Source organism: Aureimonas sp. AU20, assembly GCF_001442755.1.
In the GTDB taxonomy this organism is placed as follows: Bacteria; Pseudomonadota; Alphaproteobacteria; order Rhizobiales; family Rhizobiaceae; genus Aureimonas.
This window is the reverse complement of record NZ_CP006367.1, coordinates 2,024,143-2,039,149: the sequence shown is the minus strand read 5'-3', so window position 1 is coordinate 2,039,149 and position 15,007 is coordinate 2,024,143. Positions and strand designations below refer to the sequence as shown.

17 protein-coding genes are annotated in these 15,007 nt (G+C 66.6%); 12 read left to right on the top strand and 5 right to left on the bottom strand.

Going from position 1 to position 15,007, the window contains the following annotated elements:
• The first annotated feature begins 176 nt into the window (after positions 1-176).
• The 10 genes from M673_RS08980 to M673_RS08935 all read left to right on the top strand — a co-directional run bounded on the left by M673_RS08980 (position 177) and on the right by M673_RS08935 (position 10,189).
• The gene (locus M673_RS08980) at positions 177-968 is read left to right on the top strand and encodes a DeoR/GlpR family DNA-binding transcription regulator (protein WP_061975471.1); all 792 of its coding nucleotides are present in this window, start codon (positions 177-179) and stop codon (positions 966-968) included.
• Positions 965-1,294 carry an L-rhamnose mutarotase gene (locus tag M673_RS08975; RefSeq protein WP_061975470.1) on the top strand — a complete coding sequence of 110 codons (330 nt, stop codon included), beginning with the start codon at positions 965-967 and terminating at the stop codon, positions 1,292-1,294. Before M673_RS08980 ends, M673_RS08975 begins: the two co-directional genes overlap by 4 nt.
• A gap of 3 nt (positions 1,295-1,297) precedes the next feature.
• A complete protein-coding gene (locus M673_RS08970; RefSeq protein ID WP_061975468.1) occupies positions 1,298-2,695 on the top strand; it encodes an FGGY-family carbohydrate kinase in 1,398 nt (465 codons plus the stop codon).
• Positions 2,692-3,642: an AraC family transcriptional regulator gene (locus tag M673_RS08965; protein WP_061975466.1), complete on the top strand. Its 951-nt coding sequence runs from the start codon at positions 2,692-2,694 to the stop codon at positions 3,640-3,642. Before M673_RS08970 ends, M673_RS08965 begins: the two co-directional genes overlap by 4 nt.
• Positions 3,643-3,793: 151 nt before the next feature.
• Positions 3,794-4,840, top strand: a complete 1,047-nt coding sequence (locus M673_RS08960; protein ID WP_061977756.1) for an NAD(P)-dependent alcohol dehydrogenase — start codon at positions 3,794-3,796, stop codon at positions 4,838-4,840.
• 48 nt (positions 4,841-4,888) lie between these two features.
• Positions 4,889-5,614, top strand: coding sequence for an SDR family oxidoreductase (locus M673_RS08955; RefSeq protein ID WP_061975464.1), 726 nt, complete (start codon positions 4,889-4,891; stop codon positions 5,612-5,614).
• Complete coding sequence (locus M673_RS08950; RefSeq protein WP_061975462.1) at positions 5,604-7,112, top strand: sugar ABC transporter ATP-binding protein; 1,509 nt, start codon at positions 5,604-5,606, stop codon at positions 7,110-7,112. Before M673_RS08955 ends, M673_RS08950 begins: the two co-directional genes overlap by 11 nt.
• Positions 7,109-8,062: an ABC transporter permease gene (locus tag M673_RS08945; protein WP_061975460.1), complete on the top strand. Its 954-nt coding sequence runs from the start codon at positions 7,109-7,111 to the stop codon at positions 8,060-8,062. The genes M673_RS08950 and M673_RS08945 overlap by 4 nt, the downstream gene beginning before the upstream one ends.
• 12 nt (positions 8,063-8,074) lie before the next feature.
• Positions 8,075-9,019, top strand: a complete 945-nt coding sequence (locus M673_RS08940; RefSeq protein WP_061975458.1) for an ABC transporter permease — start codon at positions 8,075-8,077, stop codon at positions 9,017-9,019.
• Between the two features lie 66 nt (positions 9,020-9,085).
• Entirely contained in the window at positions 9,086-10,189 is a 1,104-nt protein-coding gene (locus M673_RS08935) for an autoinducer 2 ABC transporter substrate-binding protein (protein ID WP_061975456.1), read from the top strand.
• A 42-nt stretch (positions 10,190-10,231) separates the two neighbouring features.
• On the opposite strand, the gene M673_RS08930 is transcribed toward M673_RS08935, so the two are convergent.
• The 4 genes from M673_RS08930 to M673_RS08915 form a co-directional block, all read right to left on the bottom strand.
• A complete protein-coding gene (locus tag M673_RS08930; RefSeq protein WP_082639275.1) occupies positions 10,232-10,972 on the bottom strand; it encodes a phosphatase PAP2 family protein in 741 nt (246 codons plus the stop codon).
• An 83-nt stretch (positions 10,973-11,055) separates the two neighbouring features.
• Positions 11,056-11,418, bottom strand: a complete 363-nt coding sequence (locus tag M673_RS08925) for a DUF305 domain-containing protein (protein WP_061975454.1) — start codon at positions 11,416-11,418, stop codon at positions 11,056-11,058.
• Positions 11,419-11,421: 3 nt separating this feature from the next.
• The gene (locus M673_RS08920; protein WP_061977754.1) at positions 11,422-11,745 is read right to left on the bottom strand and encodes a hypothetical protein; all 324 of its coding nucleotides are present in this window, start codon (positions 11,743-11,745) and stop codon (positions 11,422-11,424) included.
• 98 nt (positions 11,746-11,843) lie between these two features.
• Entirely contained in the window at positions 11,844-12,227 is a 384-nt protein-coding gene (locus M673_RS08915) for a hypothetical protein (RefSeq protein WP_061975452.1), read from the bottom strand.
• A gap of 141 nt (positions 12,228-12,368) precedes the next feature.
• Here M673_RS08915 and M673_RS08910 point away from each other — a divergent pair, with 141 nt between their 5' ends.
• Complete coding sequence (locus M673_RS08910) at positions 12,369-13,034, top strand: sulfite oxidase-like oxidoreductase (RefSeq protein WP_061975450.1); 666 nt, start codon at positions 12,369-12,371, stop codon at positions 13,032-13,034.
• 83 nt (positions 13,035-13,117) lie between these two features.
• Entirely contained in the window at positions 13,118-13,909 is a 792-nt protein-coding gene (locus M673_RS08905) for an SDR family NAD(P)-dependent oxidoreductase (RefSeq protein ID WP_061975447.1), read from the top strand.
• Between the two features lie 9 nt (positions 13,910-13,918).
• Here the strand turns inward: M673_RS08905 and M673_RS08900 are convergent, their stop codons facing one another.
• Positions 13,919-14,833: a D-alanyl-D-alanine carboxypeptidase family protein gene (locus M673_RS08900; RefSeq protein ID WP_061977753.1), complete on the bottom strand. Its 915-nt coding sequence runs from the start codon at positions 14,831-14,833 to the stop codon at positions 13,919-13,921.
• Positions 14,834-15,007: the final 174 nt, after the last annotated feature.

The following is a 15,007-nucleotide window of genomic DNA, read 5'->3' as shown; positions in this document are numbered from 1 at the left end:
CCTCTCCGGCGATCGCGATGCCCGTCGCGACGGCGCGAACCATCCGCCGAAGCGAGAAGCCTGTCAACCAAATCGATCAACTTCAATCATATTGCATTGCACAATGCGCGAAATTGACCGAACGTGATTGACAAGAGGATCGGAACATTCGAACTTCAGTTTCAGGAGGAACGGGAATGCACGAGCGGGAACGCCACCGCATGATCCTGAGCGCCATCGAAGGGCGCTCGGTCGCGACCGTTCAGGACTTCGCGGCGCTCACCGGGGCGTCGGAGGCCACGATCCGGCGCGACATCGCGCTTCTCGACGAGCAGAAGAAGCTGCGGCGCGTGCGCGGCGGAGCCGAGGCGCTGCGGGCGCCGCTTCCGCGCGCCGTCTCTGCCGAGAGCTTCGGCACGCTCCAGGCGCGCAACGCACCGCAAAAACTGGCCATCGCGCGCGAAGCCGCACGACTCTGCGCGGACGATGATTCCATCATCATCAACGGCGGCACCACGACCTTCGGCATGGTCCACTATCTCACCGGCCAGCGGCTTCAGATCCTGACCAACTCCTTCCCGATCGCCGAGCACCTGCTCCAGCATTCCAAGGCGAGCGTGCTGCTGCCGGCCGGAGCCGTCTATCGCGAGCAAGGCCTGATCCTTTCGCCCTTCGAAGCGGACGGGATCGCGCATTTTCGCGCGAGGCGCATGTTCATGGGCGCGCAGGGCATCTCGCCGCTGGGCTTCGCCGAGTCGGACCCTCTCATCATCCAGTCTGAGCAACGGCTGATGCGACAGGCGGACGAACTGGTGATCCTTGCCGACGCCTCGAAATTCGACGACCGGTCGAGCTTCATCATCGCGCCGCTGGAGCGGGCCGACCTCCTGATCACCGACGAGCGAATCGACGACCGCGCCGCCGCCATGGTGGAAGCGGCTGGGCTTCGCCTCGTGGTCGCGCAACTGGAGCCAAGGACCGAGGCATGAGCGAAACGGATCTCGAAACCTACGCCTTTCGAATGCAGCTCCACCCGGGCAAGGCCGAGGCCTATCGCGCGCGGCACGACGCCATTCCGGCCGACCTCGTGGCGCTGCTGCGCGAGGCTGGGGTCCGCGACTATTCCATCTTCCTAGACCCCGAGTCCCATGCACTCTTCGCCATCCTGAAGCGCCCGAAGACCCATGGCATGGCGGACCTGCCGAGCCATCCGGCGATGCAGCGCTGGTGGGCGGGCATGGCCGACATCATGGACACCCATCCCAGCAACGAGCCGGTCAGCGTTCCGCTCGTCGCCATGTTCCATATGGACTGAGCCATGAGCGAGGTGCCCCGTTTCATCGCCGTGGTCGACATCGGCAAGACCAATGCCAAGATGGTCCTGCACGATCTTAACGAACGGCACGACCTTACCGTGCGCTCGCTCGCCAACGCGCCGCGCCGGGACGGGCCCTATCCGCATTACGACACGGACGCTCTCTTCGCCTTTATCCTGGAGAGCCTGACCGAGTTCGCGGCGGCCCATCCGATCGACGCGATCTCGATTACGGCCCACGGCGCCTCCGCCGTGCTGATCGGCGAGCACGACCTCGCGCTCCCCGTCCTGGACTACGAGGCGGCGTTGGAAGGCGCGGAGGGCTACGAGGCGTTGCGGCCGCCGTTCTCCGAAACGCTTTCGCCGCCGATGGCGAACGGGCTCAATGTCGGCCGCCAACTCTTCTGGCTCCAGGCGCGCTTTCCCGAGCGCTTCGCCGAGGCCCGGCACATCCTCACCTATCCTCAATACTGGGCCTTCCGCCTGACCGGCATCGCCTCCTGCGAGCCGAGCTCGCTCGGCTGCCACACCGATCTCTGGGCGCCGGAGCAAGGCGACTTCTCCTCGCTCGCGGATCGGGCCGGCTGGCGAGAGCTCTTCGCGCCAGTGCGCCGCCCGTTCGACGTGCTCGGCCCCCTCAAGCCGGAATGGGCTGAGCAGATCGGACTGGCCGGGCGCGAAATTCCCGTGCTCTGCGGCATTCACGATTCCAACGCGTCGCTTCTGCCGCATCTCCTCGCGCTGCCCGCACCCTTCGCCGTCGTGTCCACCGGCACCTGGGTGGTCAGCTTCTCGATCGGCGGTCGCAAGACCGCGCTGGATGCCTCACGCAACATGCTGGCCTATGTCGACGCGTTCGGGCGGCCCGTTCCATCGGCGCTGTTCATGGGGGGCCGCGAGTTTGACATTCTGACCAACCGGGCGCCCGCGCCGCCGGACGAAGCCGCCCTCGCTCGCGTGATCGAGCAAGGGCTGATGGTTCGGCCGCCCATCGTGCCGAACACCGGTCCGTTTCCGGAAGAGCAAGGCGGCTGGAGCGAGCCGGCGGAAGATCTTTCGGCGATGGAGCGAACGGCTGCGGCCAGCCTCTACGTGGCGCTGATGACGACGGAGAGTCTGGCCCTGATCGGAGCGAACGGGCCGATCGTGGTGGAAGGTCCGTTCGCGCGCAACCTGCCCTTCCTTCGCGCGCTGGGGCAGCTGACCGGCCGCCCGATCTTCGCGCCGACCGACGGCACGGGCACCAGCGCGGGCGCGGCGCTTCTTGCATTGGGGCCGGAGGTCGCGGTCGCTGGCCGTCCCACTGAGCAGCCCGTCGATCTCGCCCCGATCATGGGCCTCGAGGCCTATGTCGCCAAGTGGCGAAACGCACTGGCCGAACAGGGAGACGCGCTGCCATGACCCATCCCGCTCCCGGCCCGCGCCCTCTTTTGGCTGAGCCTCTGCCCGCCAGCGGACCGGCATTGGAACTCATCCTGTGCGGCCCGCGCGAGTCCTTTCGATGGGCAACGCACGACTATCCCCACCACCTCGCCAAATGGCACTGCCATCCCGAATACGAGCTGCATCTGATCCGGGAAAGCACCGGGCGGATGATGATCGGCGACCATGTCGGCGCATTCGAGCCCGGAAGCCTGATCCTGACCGGACCGAACCTGCCGCACAATTGGGTGAGCGCCATCGAGCCGGGCGCCAGCCTGCGCGAGCGCGACGTGCTGGTGCAGTTCACCGGCGAGATCGCCGACACGCTGTCGCATGCCTTCCCAGAATTCGCAGAGGTCGGCGCGCTTCTGGAGGAGGCAGCCTTCGGCGTGGAGTTCACCGGCGAGACGGCAACGCTAGGGCGCAAGAAACTTTGCGAGATCGGAACGCTGGACGGGCCGCGTCGGCTTCTCGCTTTTCTCGATCTAATGGCGACGCTTGCGACAGGCCGAAGCGATCGGCGCACCCTGTCGCGCTGCGCCCCGGCGCTGGGGCTGCACACCCCGGCCTCCCGCAAGTTGGAACGGGTGATCGGTTTTTTGGCGACGGAGTTTCGCCGCGACATCACGCTGGCAGAAGCGGCCGACATCTGCACGATGGAGGCGACGGCCTTCTCACGTTTCTTCAAGCATCAGACCGGGCACAACTTTTCGGCCTATGTGAACCATCTCCGCGTGCAGGCCGCCTGCCAGCTCCTGGCCGCCACCGACAAATCGGTGACCGAGATCTGCTTCGAGACCGGCTTCAACAACACGGCCAATTTCAACCGCCGATTCGCTGTGGTCTGCGGCGAGACGCCGAGCGCCTACCGCGCCGGCGCACGCCGCATCCAGCGCTCCTCGTTTCGCGAGGCGGAGGCAGCATGATACGAGAAATGCCAAGAAAGTTTGGAACTTCGCCGGATTCCGCGTCGCCTGCTGCGCCATCACTGCATAGCATCCATTCCAGTAACGCATGACAGCGAGAGGTCTTCGGATGTCGTCCGCCGCTTCCATTCCCACGATCGACCCTTCCAACATCAGCGCGCTGGTTCTCGAAGAGAAGGACCGGCTGTCGCTTCGCGACTTTCCCGTGGACGAGCCGCTCGGGCCCCATGACGTGCGAATCGCGATCCACACTGTCGGCATCTGCGGGTCGGACGTTCACTACTTCACGCACGGCGCCATCGGCCCCTTCGTTGTGCGCGAGCCGATGATCCTCGGGCACGAGGCGTCCGGGATCGTGACCGAGACCGGCTCGGCGGTGACGACGCTGAAAGCCGGCGACCGCGTCTGCATGGAGCCCGGCATCCCGAACCCGAACGGCCGCGCGACCCGCCTCGGCCTTTACAATCTCGACCCCGACGTGCGTTTCTGGGCGACGCCGCCGATCCATGGCGTTCTGCGCCCGAGCGTCGTCCACCCCGAAGCCTTCACCTTCAAGCTGCCGGACAATGTCTCCTTCGCCGCCGCCGCGATGGTGGAGCCGCTGGCCGTCGGCGTTCACGCCGTGACCAAGGCCAAGGCCGCGCCGGGCCATGTCGCGGTGGTCGTCGGCGCGGGCCCGATCGGCCTCGTCACCGTTCTGGCCGCGCTGGCCGGCGGCTGCGCCCATGTGATCGTCTCCGACGTCGACGACACCAAGCTCGACATCGCCCGCACGCTCGGCTCGGTCTCGACCGTGAACGTCGCGCGCGAGGATCTGGCAGAGGCGGTGAAGGCGCGCACCGACGGTTGGGGTGCCGACGTGATCTATGAATGCGCGGGGTCGGAACGGGCCATCGCAAGCATTTTCGAGCCGCTCTGCCCCGGCGGCGTGGTGGTCTTCGTCGGCATCCCGTTGAAGCCGGCGAGTTACGACGTGTCGGCCGCGATGCTGAAGGAAGCGCGGGTCGAGCACGTCTTCCGCTACGCCCATGTCTTCCCGCGCTGCGTCGCCATGCTCGCCTCGGGCGCCATCGACGTGTCGCCTCTGATCACCCGGACCTATCCGTTCGAGCAGAGCGTCGAAGCCTTCAAGGACGCCGCCTCCGCCCCCAAGGGGCAGGTGAAGATGCAGATCACCATGGGCCTGCCCGGGGAATAGGGCGCTTTCCCACCACGATCGGATGTCTAAGCTTTGGGAGGAGCAAGGATGGGTTTCGAAGGAAAGACGGTGATCGTCACCGGGGCCGGCAAGGGCATCGGGCGGCGCACCGTGGAGCTTCTCACAGAGCGCGGCGCCAAGGTCGTCGCCCTGTCGCGCTCGCAGGCTGATCTCGATCGGCTCGCATCCGAGACCGGCGCGCGGGGTCTGGTCGTCGATCTGGCGGACGCAACTGCCACGCGCGCTGCGTTGGCCGAAGCTCTGCCGGCCGACCTGCTCGTCAACTGCGCTGGCATCAACATTCTCGAGCCCTTCCTGGAGATGAAGGACGAGTCCTTCGACACGGTCCAGGCGGTGAACGTGCGCGCGGCGGCCATCGTCTCGCAGGTCTTCGCGCGCGACCTCGTCGCCCGCAAGGCACCGGGCGCGATCGTCAACGTCTCCTCCATCTCATCCTTCCTCGGCTTTCGCGACCATGCCGCCTATTGCGCTTCCAAGGGCGCGATGGACGGGCTGACGCGCGTCATGGCCAACGAGCTCGGCCCCCTCGGCATCCGCGTCAATTCCGTGGCGCCCGGTATCACGCTGACCGATCTAGCCCGCGCCGCCTGGGAGGCGCCGGAAAAGGGCGGCCCCATGCTGGCGCGCACGCCGCTCGGCCGCTTCGCCGAGACGGGGGACGTCGCCGAGGTGATCCTGTTCCTCCTGAGCGATGCCAGCGCCATGCTGACCGGCGTGACGCTGCCGATCGACGGAGGCTTCCTTGCCAACTGAGGCCTCCCCCATCGTCGCGCTGCGCGGCATCGAGAAGAGCTTCGGCCCGGTCGCCGTGTTGCGCGGGGTCGATTTCGACCTCTTCGCCGGCGAGGTCCATGCGCTGATGGGCGAGAACGGCGCCGGCAAGTCCACCATGATCCGGCTGATGTCCGGCGCCCACCAGCCCAACAAGGGCACCGTGGAGGTGGATGGCGCCCCGGTGCGCTTTTCCGGCCCCGGCGAGGCCAAGGCGGCGGGCATCGCGGTGGTGCACCAGGAACTCCTCCTCTTCCCGGCCATGACGGTGGCGGAGAACATCTTTCTCGGCCATGCGCCGCGCACCAGGGCGGGGCTTCTCGACTGGAACGAGATGCGCCAGCGCGCCCGCGCCCTTCTCGACCGGCTCGACTGCCCCGATCTCGACGTGGACGAAAAGGTCTCGCGCCTCTCGGTCGCCAACCGTCAGCGCGTCGAGATCGCCCGCGCCCTGTCGCGCGACGCGCGCGTCCTCATTATGGACGAGCCGACGGCGGCGCTGGCCGAGGCTGACGTGCGCCGCCTGCTCGACGTCGTACGCTCGTTGCGCCGCGAAGGCGTCGGCATCGTCTATGTCAGCCACCGGATGAACGAGATTTTCGAGATCGCTGACCGCATCACGGTTCTGCGCGACGGCAAGACGATCGACACGCGCGCCGCCAGCGAGGCGACGGAAGCCACGCTCGTCTCCATGATGGTCGGCCGCGACATCGATCAGCTCTTTCCAAAAGACACGATCATCCCCGGGGAGACAGTGCTGGAGGTGCGCAACCTCGCCCATGCCGGCAAGATCCAGGATGTGAGCTTTTCTGTCCGGGCGGGCGAAATCCTCGGCATTGCCGGTCTCGTCGGCTCGGGCCGGACGGAACTCGCCCAGACCATCTTCGGCGTGACGCCTGCGACGGCGGGCGAGATCCTGATCGACGGCAAGCCCGTCACCGTCTCCAACGTGCGCGAGGCCATCGCCCATCGCATCGCCTATGTGCCGGAGGACCGCGCGCAGCATGGGCTGGTGCGCCCGCAGACCATCCGCGAGAACGTCTCCATGGCGATCATCGACCGCTTGACGCGGCGGGGCATCGTCGACACGGCGCGCGAGACCGAGATCGCCAGCGACGCCATTCGCCGCTTCGCCATCCGCGCGCGGGGCCCGGGCCAAATTGTCGCCCAGCTGTCGGGCGGCAACCAGCAGAAGGTGGTGATCGCCAAATGGCTCGCCACCGATCCGCGCATCCTCATTCTCGACGAGCCGACGCGCGGCGTCGATGTCGGCGCCAAGACCGAGATTCACAAGTTGATGAACCAACTCGCCGCCCAAGGGCTCGCCATCGTCATGATCTCCAGCGAACTGCCCGAGGTGCTGGGCATGAGCGACCGGGTCCTGGTCATGAACGGGGGGCGCATGTCTGCCATCCTGCCGCGCGCCGAGGCCACCCCCGAAACCGTGGGCGCGGCCATGATGACAGGGCATGCGGCATGAACGGGCCGTCGCTGTCGCGCCGCCTGTCCGGCTCGGGCCAGGAAATCCTGCTGCTCCTCGCCATCGTAGTGCTGTTTCTGGTGGTCGGCTGGGTCAACCCGCGCTTCGTATCGCAGAACAACCTCACCTCGATCTTCGTCGGCAACGCCTATATCGCGGTGGCCGCGATCGGCATGTCGATGGTCATCATCTCCGGCCATATCGACGTGTCGGTCGGCGCGCTGATCGGCGTTCTCGCGACGATCAGCGGCCTTCTCGTCACCAACGGCTATCCCATCTGGCTCGCGTGGCTCCTGCCTGTCCTGATCGGCGGCGCCGTAAACGCCGTGCTCGGCGCGGTGATCGCCTATCTCAAGGTGCCATCGATCATCGCGACGCTTGCCATGCTGTCGATCCTGCGCGGCGGGCTCATCACGGCCACCGGCGGCGCCTGGATCTCCGGCCTGCCGCCGGGCTACCAGCTCGCCCAGTTCCGGCTTTTCGACATTCCTTCCCCCGTCTGGTTCATGGTGGGCATGACGATCGTCGCGGCCTTCCTCCTGCGCAGCACCGCCTTCGGACGCTCGATTTATGCGGTCGGCGGCAATGGCGAGGCGGCGGAGGCCGAGGGCATTCCCTACAACCGGACCATCGTGAAGGTCTTCACGATCCACGGAATGATCGCCGGCGTCGCGGCCATCCTGTTCGCAACGCAGCTGCAGGTCATCCAGTCCACCGTGCCGAACGGGCTGGAGCTCATCATCATCACCGCGTCCGTCGTCGGCGGCGTTTCGATCCTGGGCGGCATCGGCACGGTGACGGGCTCGACGCTCGCCGCCATCCTGTTCGCGGCGATCGGCTCCTCGCTGATCTTCCTCAACGTCTCGGCCTACTGGCTGCGCGCCGTTCAAGGCATTCTCATCCTCGGCACCGTGCTCATCGACATGGCGCGGCGCGGGCGAACCGGCTGAGGAGGACCGATCATGACCCTTCGCTCCCTTCTTCGCCACGAAGCGCTTCTGGCGCTCATCCTCGCCCTCGCCCTCGCGGTGCTGGCGATCGACAACGAGCGCTTCTTCACCGCCGCCAACCTCCTCAATCAGGGCCGGCTGATGACGGAGGTCGGGCTGATCGCCGTCGTGATGACCTTCGTCATCATCACCGGAGGCATCGATCTCTCGGTCGGCTCGATCCTCGGCCTTTGCGCCATCCTGGTCGGCGTGTTCTGGAAGACGCTGGGCCTGCCGTTGCCGGTCGCCATGGCGCTCTGCCTCGTGGTCGGCACGGTGGCGGGCTTTCTGAACGGCTGGATCATCACGCGCTTTCGCGTGCCGCCGCTGATCGCGACGCTGGCCACGCTCGCGCTCTATCGCGGCCTTGCCGAGGGCATCAGCCAGGCGCAGTCGATCCGGGGCTATCCCTCCTGGTTCTTCGTCCTGGGACAGGGCAATTTTCTCGGCATCCCGACGCAGCTCTGGCTCCTCGCCCTCGTCGCGATCGTCGGCTTCTTCATCCTGCGCTTCACCGCCTTCGGCCGCGCGACCTACGCGATCGGCAACAACGAGATGGGCGCGGAGTTTTCCGGCATCGACGTCACCCGCACCAAGCTCCTGATCTATTCGGCCTCGGGCTTCGTCTCGGCGCTCGCCGCCCTCGTCTTCGTCTCGCGCGTCTCCACCACGCGCTCGGACATGGGCACCGGCATCGAGCTCGACGTCATCACCGCCGTGGTGCTGGGCGGCACCTCGATCTTCGGCGGGCGCGGCCTCGTGGTCGGTACGCTGATCGGCCTGTGCCTCGTGCAGGTTCTCAAGAACGGCCTCGCACTTTCGGGCGTGAAGGGCGACGGGACGATCGTCATCATAGGCTTCGTGCTGATCGCCGCCGTTCTGATCTCCAATCTCCTCAAGCGCTATTCCAGCGATTGAGAGACCGAATGCCGGCCCTTTGGGAGAAGGGTCGGAGCCATGACATCAACAGGGAGGACTCAACCCATGCGCACGCTTCTCGCCCTTCTTCTGGGCACCAGCCTTCTCTCGGCCCCGGCCATGGCGCAGAGCGCCTGGACCGGCGGCGACGGCGCCCCGGCCAATCCGCTGGCCTGCGACGCCTCGGTGACGCCGGTTCCGCCCGGCGAGTACAATGGCGGCTCGCCGACCGGCGCGCCGGACCGCAAGGGCAAGCCGCTCAAGGTCGTGGATATTCCGAAGCTCGTCGGCGTCGGCTATTTCAACTCGACCTCGCAGGGCATTCAGGAAGCGGCCAAGGAGACGGGTTCGATGACCGTCACCACGGACGGTCCGACCAAGGCCAATATCGACGAGCAGATCACCTTCATCGACAACTACATCACGTCGGGCGTCGACGGCATCCTGTTCGCCGCCAACGACCCGGTCGCCATCGCGCCGGTTCTGAAGCGCGCGCTGGAAGCGGGCATCAACGTGGTGGGCTACGACGCGGACGCGGAAGCCGACGCACGCCAGTGGTTCGTCAACCAGGCGCAGCCGAACGGCGTCGCCAAGGCGCTGCTCGACCAGCTCGCCTCGGAAGTCGGCGAGGACGCGTCCTTCGCCATCGTCACCTCGACCTTCACGACGCCCAACCAGTCCCGCTGGATCAGCGAGATGCAGGGCTATGCCGAGAAGTGCCATCCGAAGCTGAAATTCCTGGAGACGGTGGAAGCGCAGGAAGACAACATCCTGTCCTTCAACCAGGCGCAGACGCTCATCAATAAATATGGCGACGAGCTGAAGGGCATTCTCGGCATGACCTCGGTGGCGACGCCGGCCGCCGCCGAAGCGGTTCAGCAGAACAAGCTCTGCGGCAAGGTCTCGGTGGTGGGCCTCGCCCTGCCCAACGCGATGAAGCCCTACATCAACGGCGACTGCATCAAGTCCACCGTGCTCTGGTCCACCGTCGATCTCGGCTATGCCGCCGGTCTTGCCATGCGCGCGGTCGCAGACGGCACGCTGAAGCCGGGGGATACGAGCTTCAAGGCCGGGCGCCTAGGCGACCTGCAGGTCGTCAACCAGAGCCAGATCCTGCTCGGCGCGCCGAAGATCTTCACCAAGGCCGACATCAACAATTTCGATTTCTAATCAAGACGCGGCGCGGCTCTTTAGGGCCGCGCCGTTCCCCGCTCAGTCCGACGGCTCGACATCACCGCGATGCTGAAGCCAGCGTGCGACGAGCAAGCAGAGAAACGCCCAGGCCGCCCCGGCGCACCAGCCGGCCAGAACGTCGGTCGGGTAATGCACGCCGAGATAGACCCGGCTCGCGCCGATCAGGAGCGTCAGCGCCACCGCCACTCCGATGAAATAGGCGCGCATCACGAAGCGCTTTTCCGTTCGCGCCAGAAGCGCGCCGAGCGTGAGATAGGTCACGGCCGAAAGCATGGCATGGCCACTCGGGAAGGACAGGCTGTGCACGTCCACGAGATGGCCGACGACATCCGGTCTCTGCCGATCGAAGAAGACCTTCAAAACATTCGACAAAGCCGTGCCGCCCACCACGGCGCCGATGACGAGCAGCGCGGACACACGCTTGCCGTTGAGCAGGAGATAGGCGACTGCGGCCACCAGAATGAGGCTGAGGACGGTATAGCCCCCGAGCGCCGTGATGTCGCGCAGCGCGGCCTCGACCCAGAACGGGCCGATCGGATCGTGCGGATCGCCGGGTTGGCGCAGGGCGAGAAGGATCGCGTCGTCGAAGGCGTGCGTGTCGCCCTCCATCACCTCGCCGGCGATGGACACGAAGCCCAGCAACGCGCCGGACAGGCCGACGAGCCAGAGCAGAAGCTGCGCTTCGATGCGGCCGAGGATCGGCAGGCGGCGAAAACGGGAAACGGGCGCCGCGAGGCGGTCGGTCGGTCGATCACTCATTCCCGCCGATATATGGCCAGCCAAAAGTCTGGCGAGGGGGAAGCCGGCCTTTCGGCCGGCTTCCCCTTGGCGTCGTCTTGCGCTTATTGCCCACCGTGTGCCTTCAGCCAATCGCGCAGTTCGGCGATCTCGCGCTCCTGCGAGGCCACGACATCGCGCGCGATCTTGGTGATCGTCGGATCGTTTTCGCCGCTTTCGAGATAGGCCTTCGCCATATCGATGGCGCTTTGGTGATGCGGGATCATCATCTCGGCGAAATCGACGCCCGGCTTGCCGGACATGGGCGCGGACGCCATCGCGGCGTCCATTCGTTTCATGGCCTCCATGTAGGCCGCCGACGTCTTGTCATGCGCCATGCCGGCGGCATGGCCGGAATGGTCCTGCGCGAGCGCGGGAGAAGCGACCAGCAGGCCGAGAGCAAAAAGGGAAAACGTGAAGCGCTTCATGGGTCAGGCCGCCATCTTCCGGCATTCCTCGGCGCAGGCATGGCAGGCCGCGACGCAGCGTTCCATATCGCCCACCCGTTCGCAATCGGCAGCGCAGGCCGCGCAGATTTCGGCGCAGGCCGCGCAGGAATGCTTATGGGCCGGAGAGCCGGTCAGCATGATCGCGGCGCTCGCGCGGCACATCTCGGCGCAGGCCAGCATCAGGCGGAAATGGGCGGGCTCGGTGTGCTTGCCGCCGGCCTCCAGGCAATGCTGCGCCGCCGTGGAGAAACAGGTGCGGTAGCAGTCGAGGCAGGCATCAATGCAGGCCTGCATGTCGTGGTGCATGGTGTCCATGGGTGATCCTTTCGCGTCTATCGGCAATGCGCAGGGAGGCGGACCGGGAACGGCTGTTCGCTGCGCAACTATGTGTGAATGCCTAAGGTTCAGACCGCTCGCGGCGGCGGCGTGCGAACCGTCGGCGTGACGCCCTGCGCCAGGACGGAAAGGGTCAGCGGCAGCGCTTCGGAAGTCCGCGCCACGGGCGGCGCGCCGACAAGCGCGAACGGCGCGATCGGAACGCAGTGAAACAAACAGCAGAGGTCGCCATGGTGGCCGCCCTCGGGCGCCTTGCCCCTCTGTCCGTGCTTGCCCGAAAGCCCCATTGCGGCGTGGTCGCAGGGGGCGGCCGAGGACATTGCCGCCTCGGCGCTCGGCACGCCGCCGGCAAGCGTCAGGCCGAGCGCCAGCAGAAGACCGAGCACCAGCAGCCGGGCGGCAAGGCCGAAGCGGGTATGATGGGATCGGCTTTGGAGGCGGACGCGCGTCATGCCGACAGAGATGCGAGCGCACCTCCCAAGATCAAGCGGGCCGGCGGAAAACGCCTCTTCGTAACCGAAGCGCCGTGTCCCTCGGCCCTTGCCTAACAGCGGAAAATCGCCACGTCTGGGCCGAACAGGAGATTTGGAGCCATGACGGACCCGACCGATCCCGCCCATCCCGACACCAAGCTCACCCGCACCAAGAAAAGCTGGGCCCGCGAAGGCCGCTTCCTCACCGGCCGCCATGGCCGGCTGGACAAGGAGCGACTGCCCCCGGGCCAGCATCTCGTGAAAAACTGGCCGGTGCTCGATCTCGGCCTGCTGCCGGAGATCCGCGAAAGCCAGTGGCGGCTCGACGTCAAAGGCGCGGTGGAGCACCCGCAGAGCTTCGACTGGTCGGCCTTCCAGGCGCAGCCGCAGAGCGAGGAGGTGACGGACATTCACTGCGTCACCACTTGGTCGCGCTACGACAACCATTGGAAAGGGGTCTCGACGCGCGATCTCCTCGCGCTGGTTCAGCCTCGCGCGGACGCCGCCTTCGTCGTCCTCTCGTCCTATGACGGCTACACGACCAATCTCGCGCTGGAGGACTTCGCCGCTGACGACGCGATGCTCGTTCACAGCTGGGAGGGCCGGCCCCTGACGCCCGAGCATGGCGGCCCGATGCGGCTGATGGTGCCCCATCTCTATTTCTGGAAAAGCGCGAAATGGCTGCGTGGCATCGAGTTTCGCACGCGCGACCAGCCCGGCTTTTGGGAGGTGCGTGGCTATCACAATCGCGGCGATCCCTGGGCCGAGGAGCGCTATTCCGACTGATCCGGCGCTAGCCAGAGCCGGCCCCACGCGCCACACTCCCTCCCGGCCGGCCAAAGAGTCGGCCTTCGGGAGGAAGACGCGGAATGGACATGGGTCTTGGCGGCAAGGTCGCCGTGGTGACGGGCGGTTCGGTGGGCATCGGGCTGGCGGTGGCGGAAGCTCTGGCGGCCGAGGGCGTGCATCTCGTGCTCGTAGCGCGCGGCGCCGAACGGGTGGAAGGAGAGGCCGCCCGCCTCGCCTCGCGATACGGCGTGACAGCCGTCGGGGTGGCGGCGGACGTGGCGACACCGGAGGGAACGGCGGCGGTGATCGAGGCGGCCGAGTCGCGCTTCGGCGGCGCCGACATCCTCGTCAACAATGCCGGCACCGGCTCCAACGAGACGGTGATGGAGGCGCCGGACGAGAAGTGGCAGAGCTATTGGGACCTGCATGTCATGGCCGCCGTGCGGCTGGCGCGGGGTCTCGCGCCGCAGATGAAGCGGCGCGGCGGCGGGGTGATCCTGCACAATGCCTCGATCTGCGCCGTCCAGCCGCTCTGGTACGAGCCGATCTACAACGTCACCAAGGCCGCCTTGATGATGTTCTCCAAATGCCTGGCGACTGAGCTGATCCCCGACAACATCCGGGTCAACTGCATCAATCCCGGCCTGATCCTGACGCCCGACTGGAAGAAGACCGCCCGCCAGCTAACGGAAGGCACGGGCGGCGACTGGGAGGGCTATCTCCAGGGCGTCGCCGACGAGCACGCCGCGATCAAGCGCTTCGGCTCGCCGGAGGAACTCGCCAACTTCTTCGTGTTTCTCTGCTCGGACAAGGCGAGCTACAGCGTCGGTTCCACCTATTTCGTGGATGGCGGCATGCTGCGCACCGTCTGATCCCAGCCGTTACGTGGCCGGGCCGAGATAGGTGTCGATCAACTGCTCGACCCGCGCGTCTCGCGCCCGGCCCGTCTGCCCGCCGATCACCACCACGATGACGCCGCGCCCGTTGCGGCGCGCCGAAGCGACGAGGTTGAAGCCCGAGGCGTTGACGAAACCGGTCTTCATCCCGTCCACGCCCGGCACGCGGCCGAGCAACTTGTTGGTCGAGACATAGTGCCGGCCCGCATAGTCGAAGCTCTCCGTCGAGAAGAGCGGCACGAAGCCGGGAAAGCGCCTGCGGATCTGGATCGCCAGCACAGCCATGTCGCGCGCCGTGGTGATCTGCAGATCATCCGGCAGGCCGGAGGGCGTGACGAAGTTGGAGCGGTTCATGCCGAGCTTGCGCGCGGTCAAGTTCATCTGCCGCGCGAAGGCTTCCTCGGAGCCGTTGGCGAGATTTTCGGCAACCACCGTCGCCACGTCGTTGGCCGACTTCACCGCCAAGGCATACATCGCGTCGCGCACGCGGATGGTCGAGCCCGGCCGCAGGCCGAGCTTGGAAGGCGGCTTGGAGGCGGCGTTGGTGGACACGACAAGCTCGGTGTCGAGCGTCACCCGCTTGCCGTCGATCGCCTCGAACAGGAGGTAGAGCGTCAGGAGCTTGGACAGCGAGGCGGGATGGCGCAGCCCGTCCGGGTCCTCGCTATAAAGAACGTTCCCCGAATCGGCATCCACCACGATCGCCGCGCTCGCCCGCACCGGCACGATCTCGCCATTCGAAACGGAAAAGGCCGGCGCCTTGGTCCCCGAGGCCAGCCCCGCCGCCAGATCGTTTCGCGACAGGTCGACGCTCTGGCAACCCGCCAGCCCGAGGGCCAGAAACGCGGCGAGGATGCGGGACGAGACGCGCGAGCGCGAGGCGAGGAAGGAAAGCGACACGAGGAACAGTCCGATGCCTGAGAAGCGCTGCGAGGGCGCGCGTCGAAAAAAGGTCCGCACCCCGGTGGCCGAGGGGGCGCGATAGGTCCGGAGGGTGGTCCCATCTTGGTTTCGTTCCAGTTAAGCCGGACGATGGGCAGGGAGCCATAGCGTATGTCGGACACCGTCGACAGG

Bases quoted from the DNA above. Each gene is read 5' to 3' on its own strand.
- M673_RS08980 (WP_061975471.1), top strand. From the start codon at position 177: ATGCACGAGCGGGAACGCCACCGCATGATCCTGAGCGCCATCGAAGGG.
- M673_RS08975 (WP_061975470.1), top strand. From the start codon at position 965: ATGAGCGAAACGGATCTCGAAACCTACGCCTTTCGAATGCAGCTCCAC.
- M673_RS08970 (WP_061975468.1), top strand. From the start codon at position 1,298: ATGAGCGAGGTGCCCCGTTTCATCGCCGTGGTCGACATCGGCAAGACC.
- M673_RS08965 (WP_061975466.1), top strand. From the start codon at position 2,692: ATGACCCATCCCGCTCCCGGCCCGCGCCCTCTTTTGGCTGAGCCTCTG.
- M673_RS08955 (WP_061975464.1), top strand. From the start codon at position 4,889: ATGGGTTTCGAAGGAAAGACGGTGATCGTCACCGGGGCCGGCAAGGGC.
- M673_RS08945 (WP_061975460.1), top strand. From the start codon at position 7,109: ATGAACGGGCCGTCGCTGTCGCGCCGCCTGTCCGGCTCGGGCCAGGAA.
- M673_RS08940 (WP_061975458.1), top strand. From the start codon at position 8,075: ATGACCCTTCGCTCCCTTCTTCGCCACGAAGCGCTTCTGGCGCTCATC.
- M673_RS08935 (WP_061975456.1), top strand. From the start codon at position 9,086: ATGCGCACGCTTCTCGCCCTTCTTCTGGGCACCAGCCTTCTCTCGGCC.
- M673_RS08930 (WP_082639275.1), bottom strand. From the start codon at position 10,972: ATGAGTGATCGACCGACCGACCGCCTCGCGGCGCCCGTTTCCCGTTTT.
- M673_RS08925 (WP_061975454.1), bottom strand. From the start codon at position 11,418: ATGAAGCGCTTCACGTTTTCCCTTTTTGCTCTCGGCCTGCTGGTCGCT.
- M673_RS08920 (WP_061977754.1), bottom strand. From the start codon at position 11,745: ATGCACCACGACATGCAGGCCTGCATTGATGCCTGCCTCGACTGCTAC.
- M673_RS08915 (WP_061975452.1), bottom strand. From the start codon at position 12,227: ATGACGCGCGTCCGCCTCCAAAGCCGATCCCATCATACCCGCTTCGGC.
- M673_RS08910 (WP_061975450.1), top strand. From the start codon at position 12,369: ATGACGGACCCGACCGATCCCGCCCATCCCGACACCAAGCTCACCCGC.
- M673_RS08905 (WP_061975447.1), top strand. From the start codon at position 13,118: ATGGACATGGGTCTTGGCGGCAAGGTCGCCGTGGTGACGGGCGGTTCG.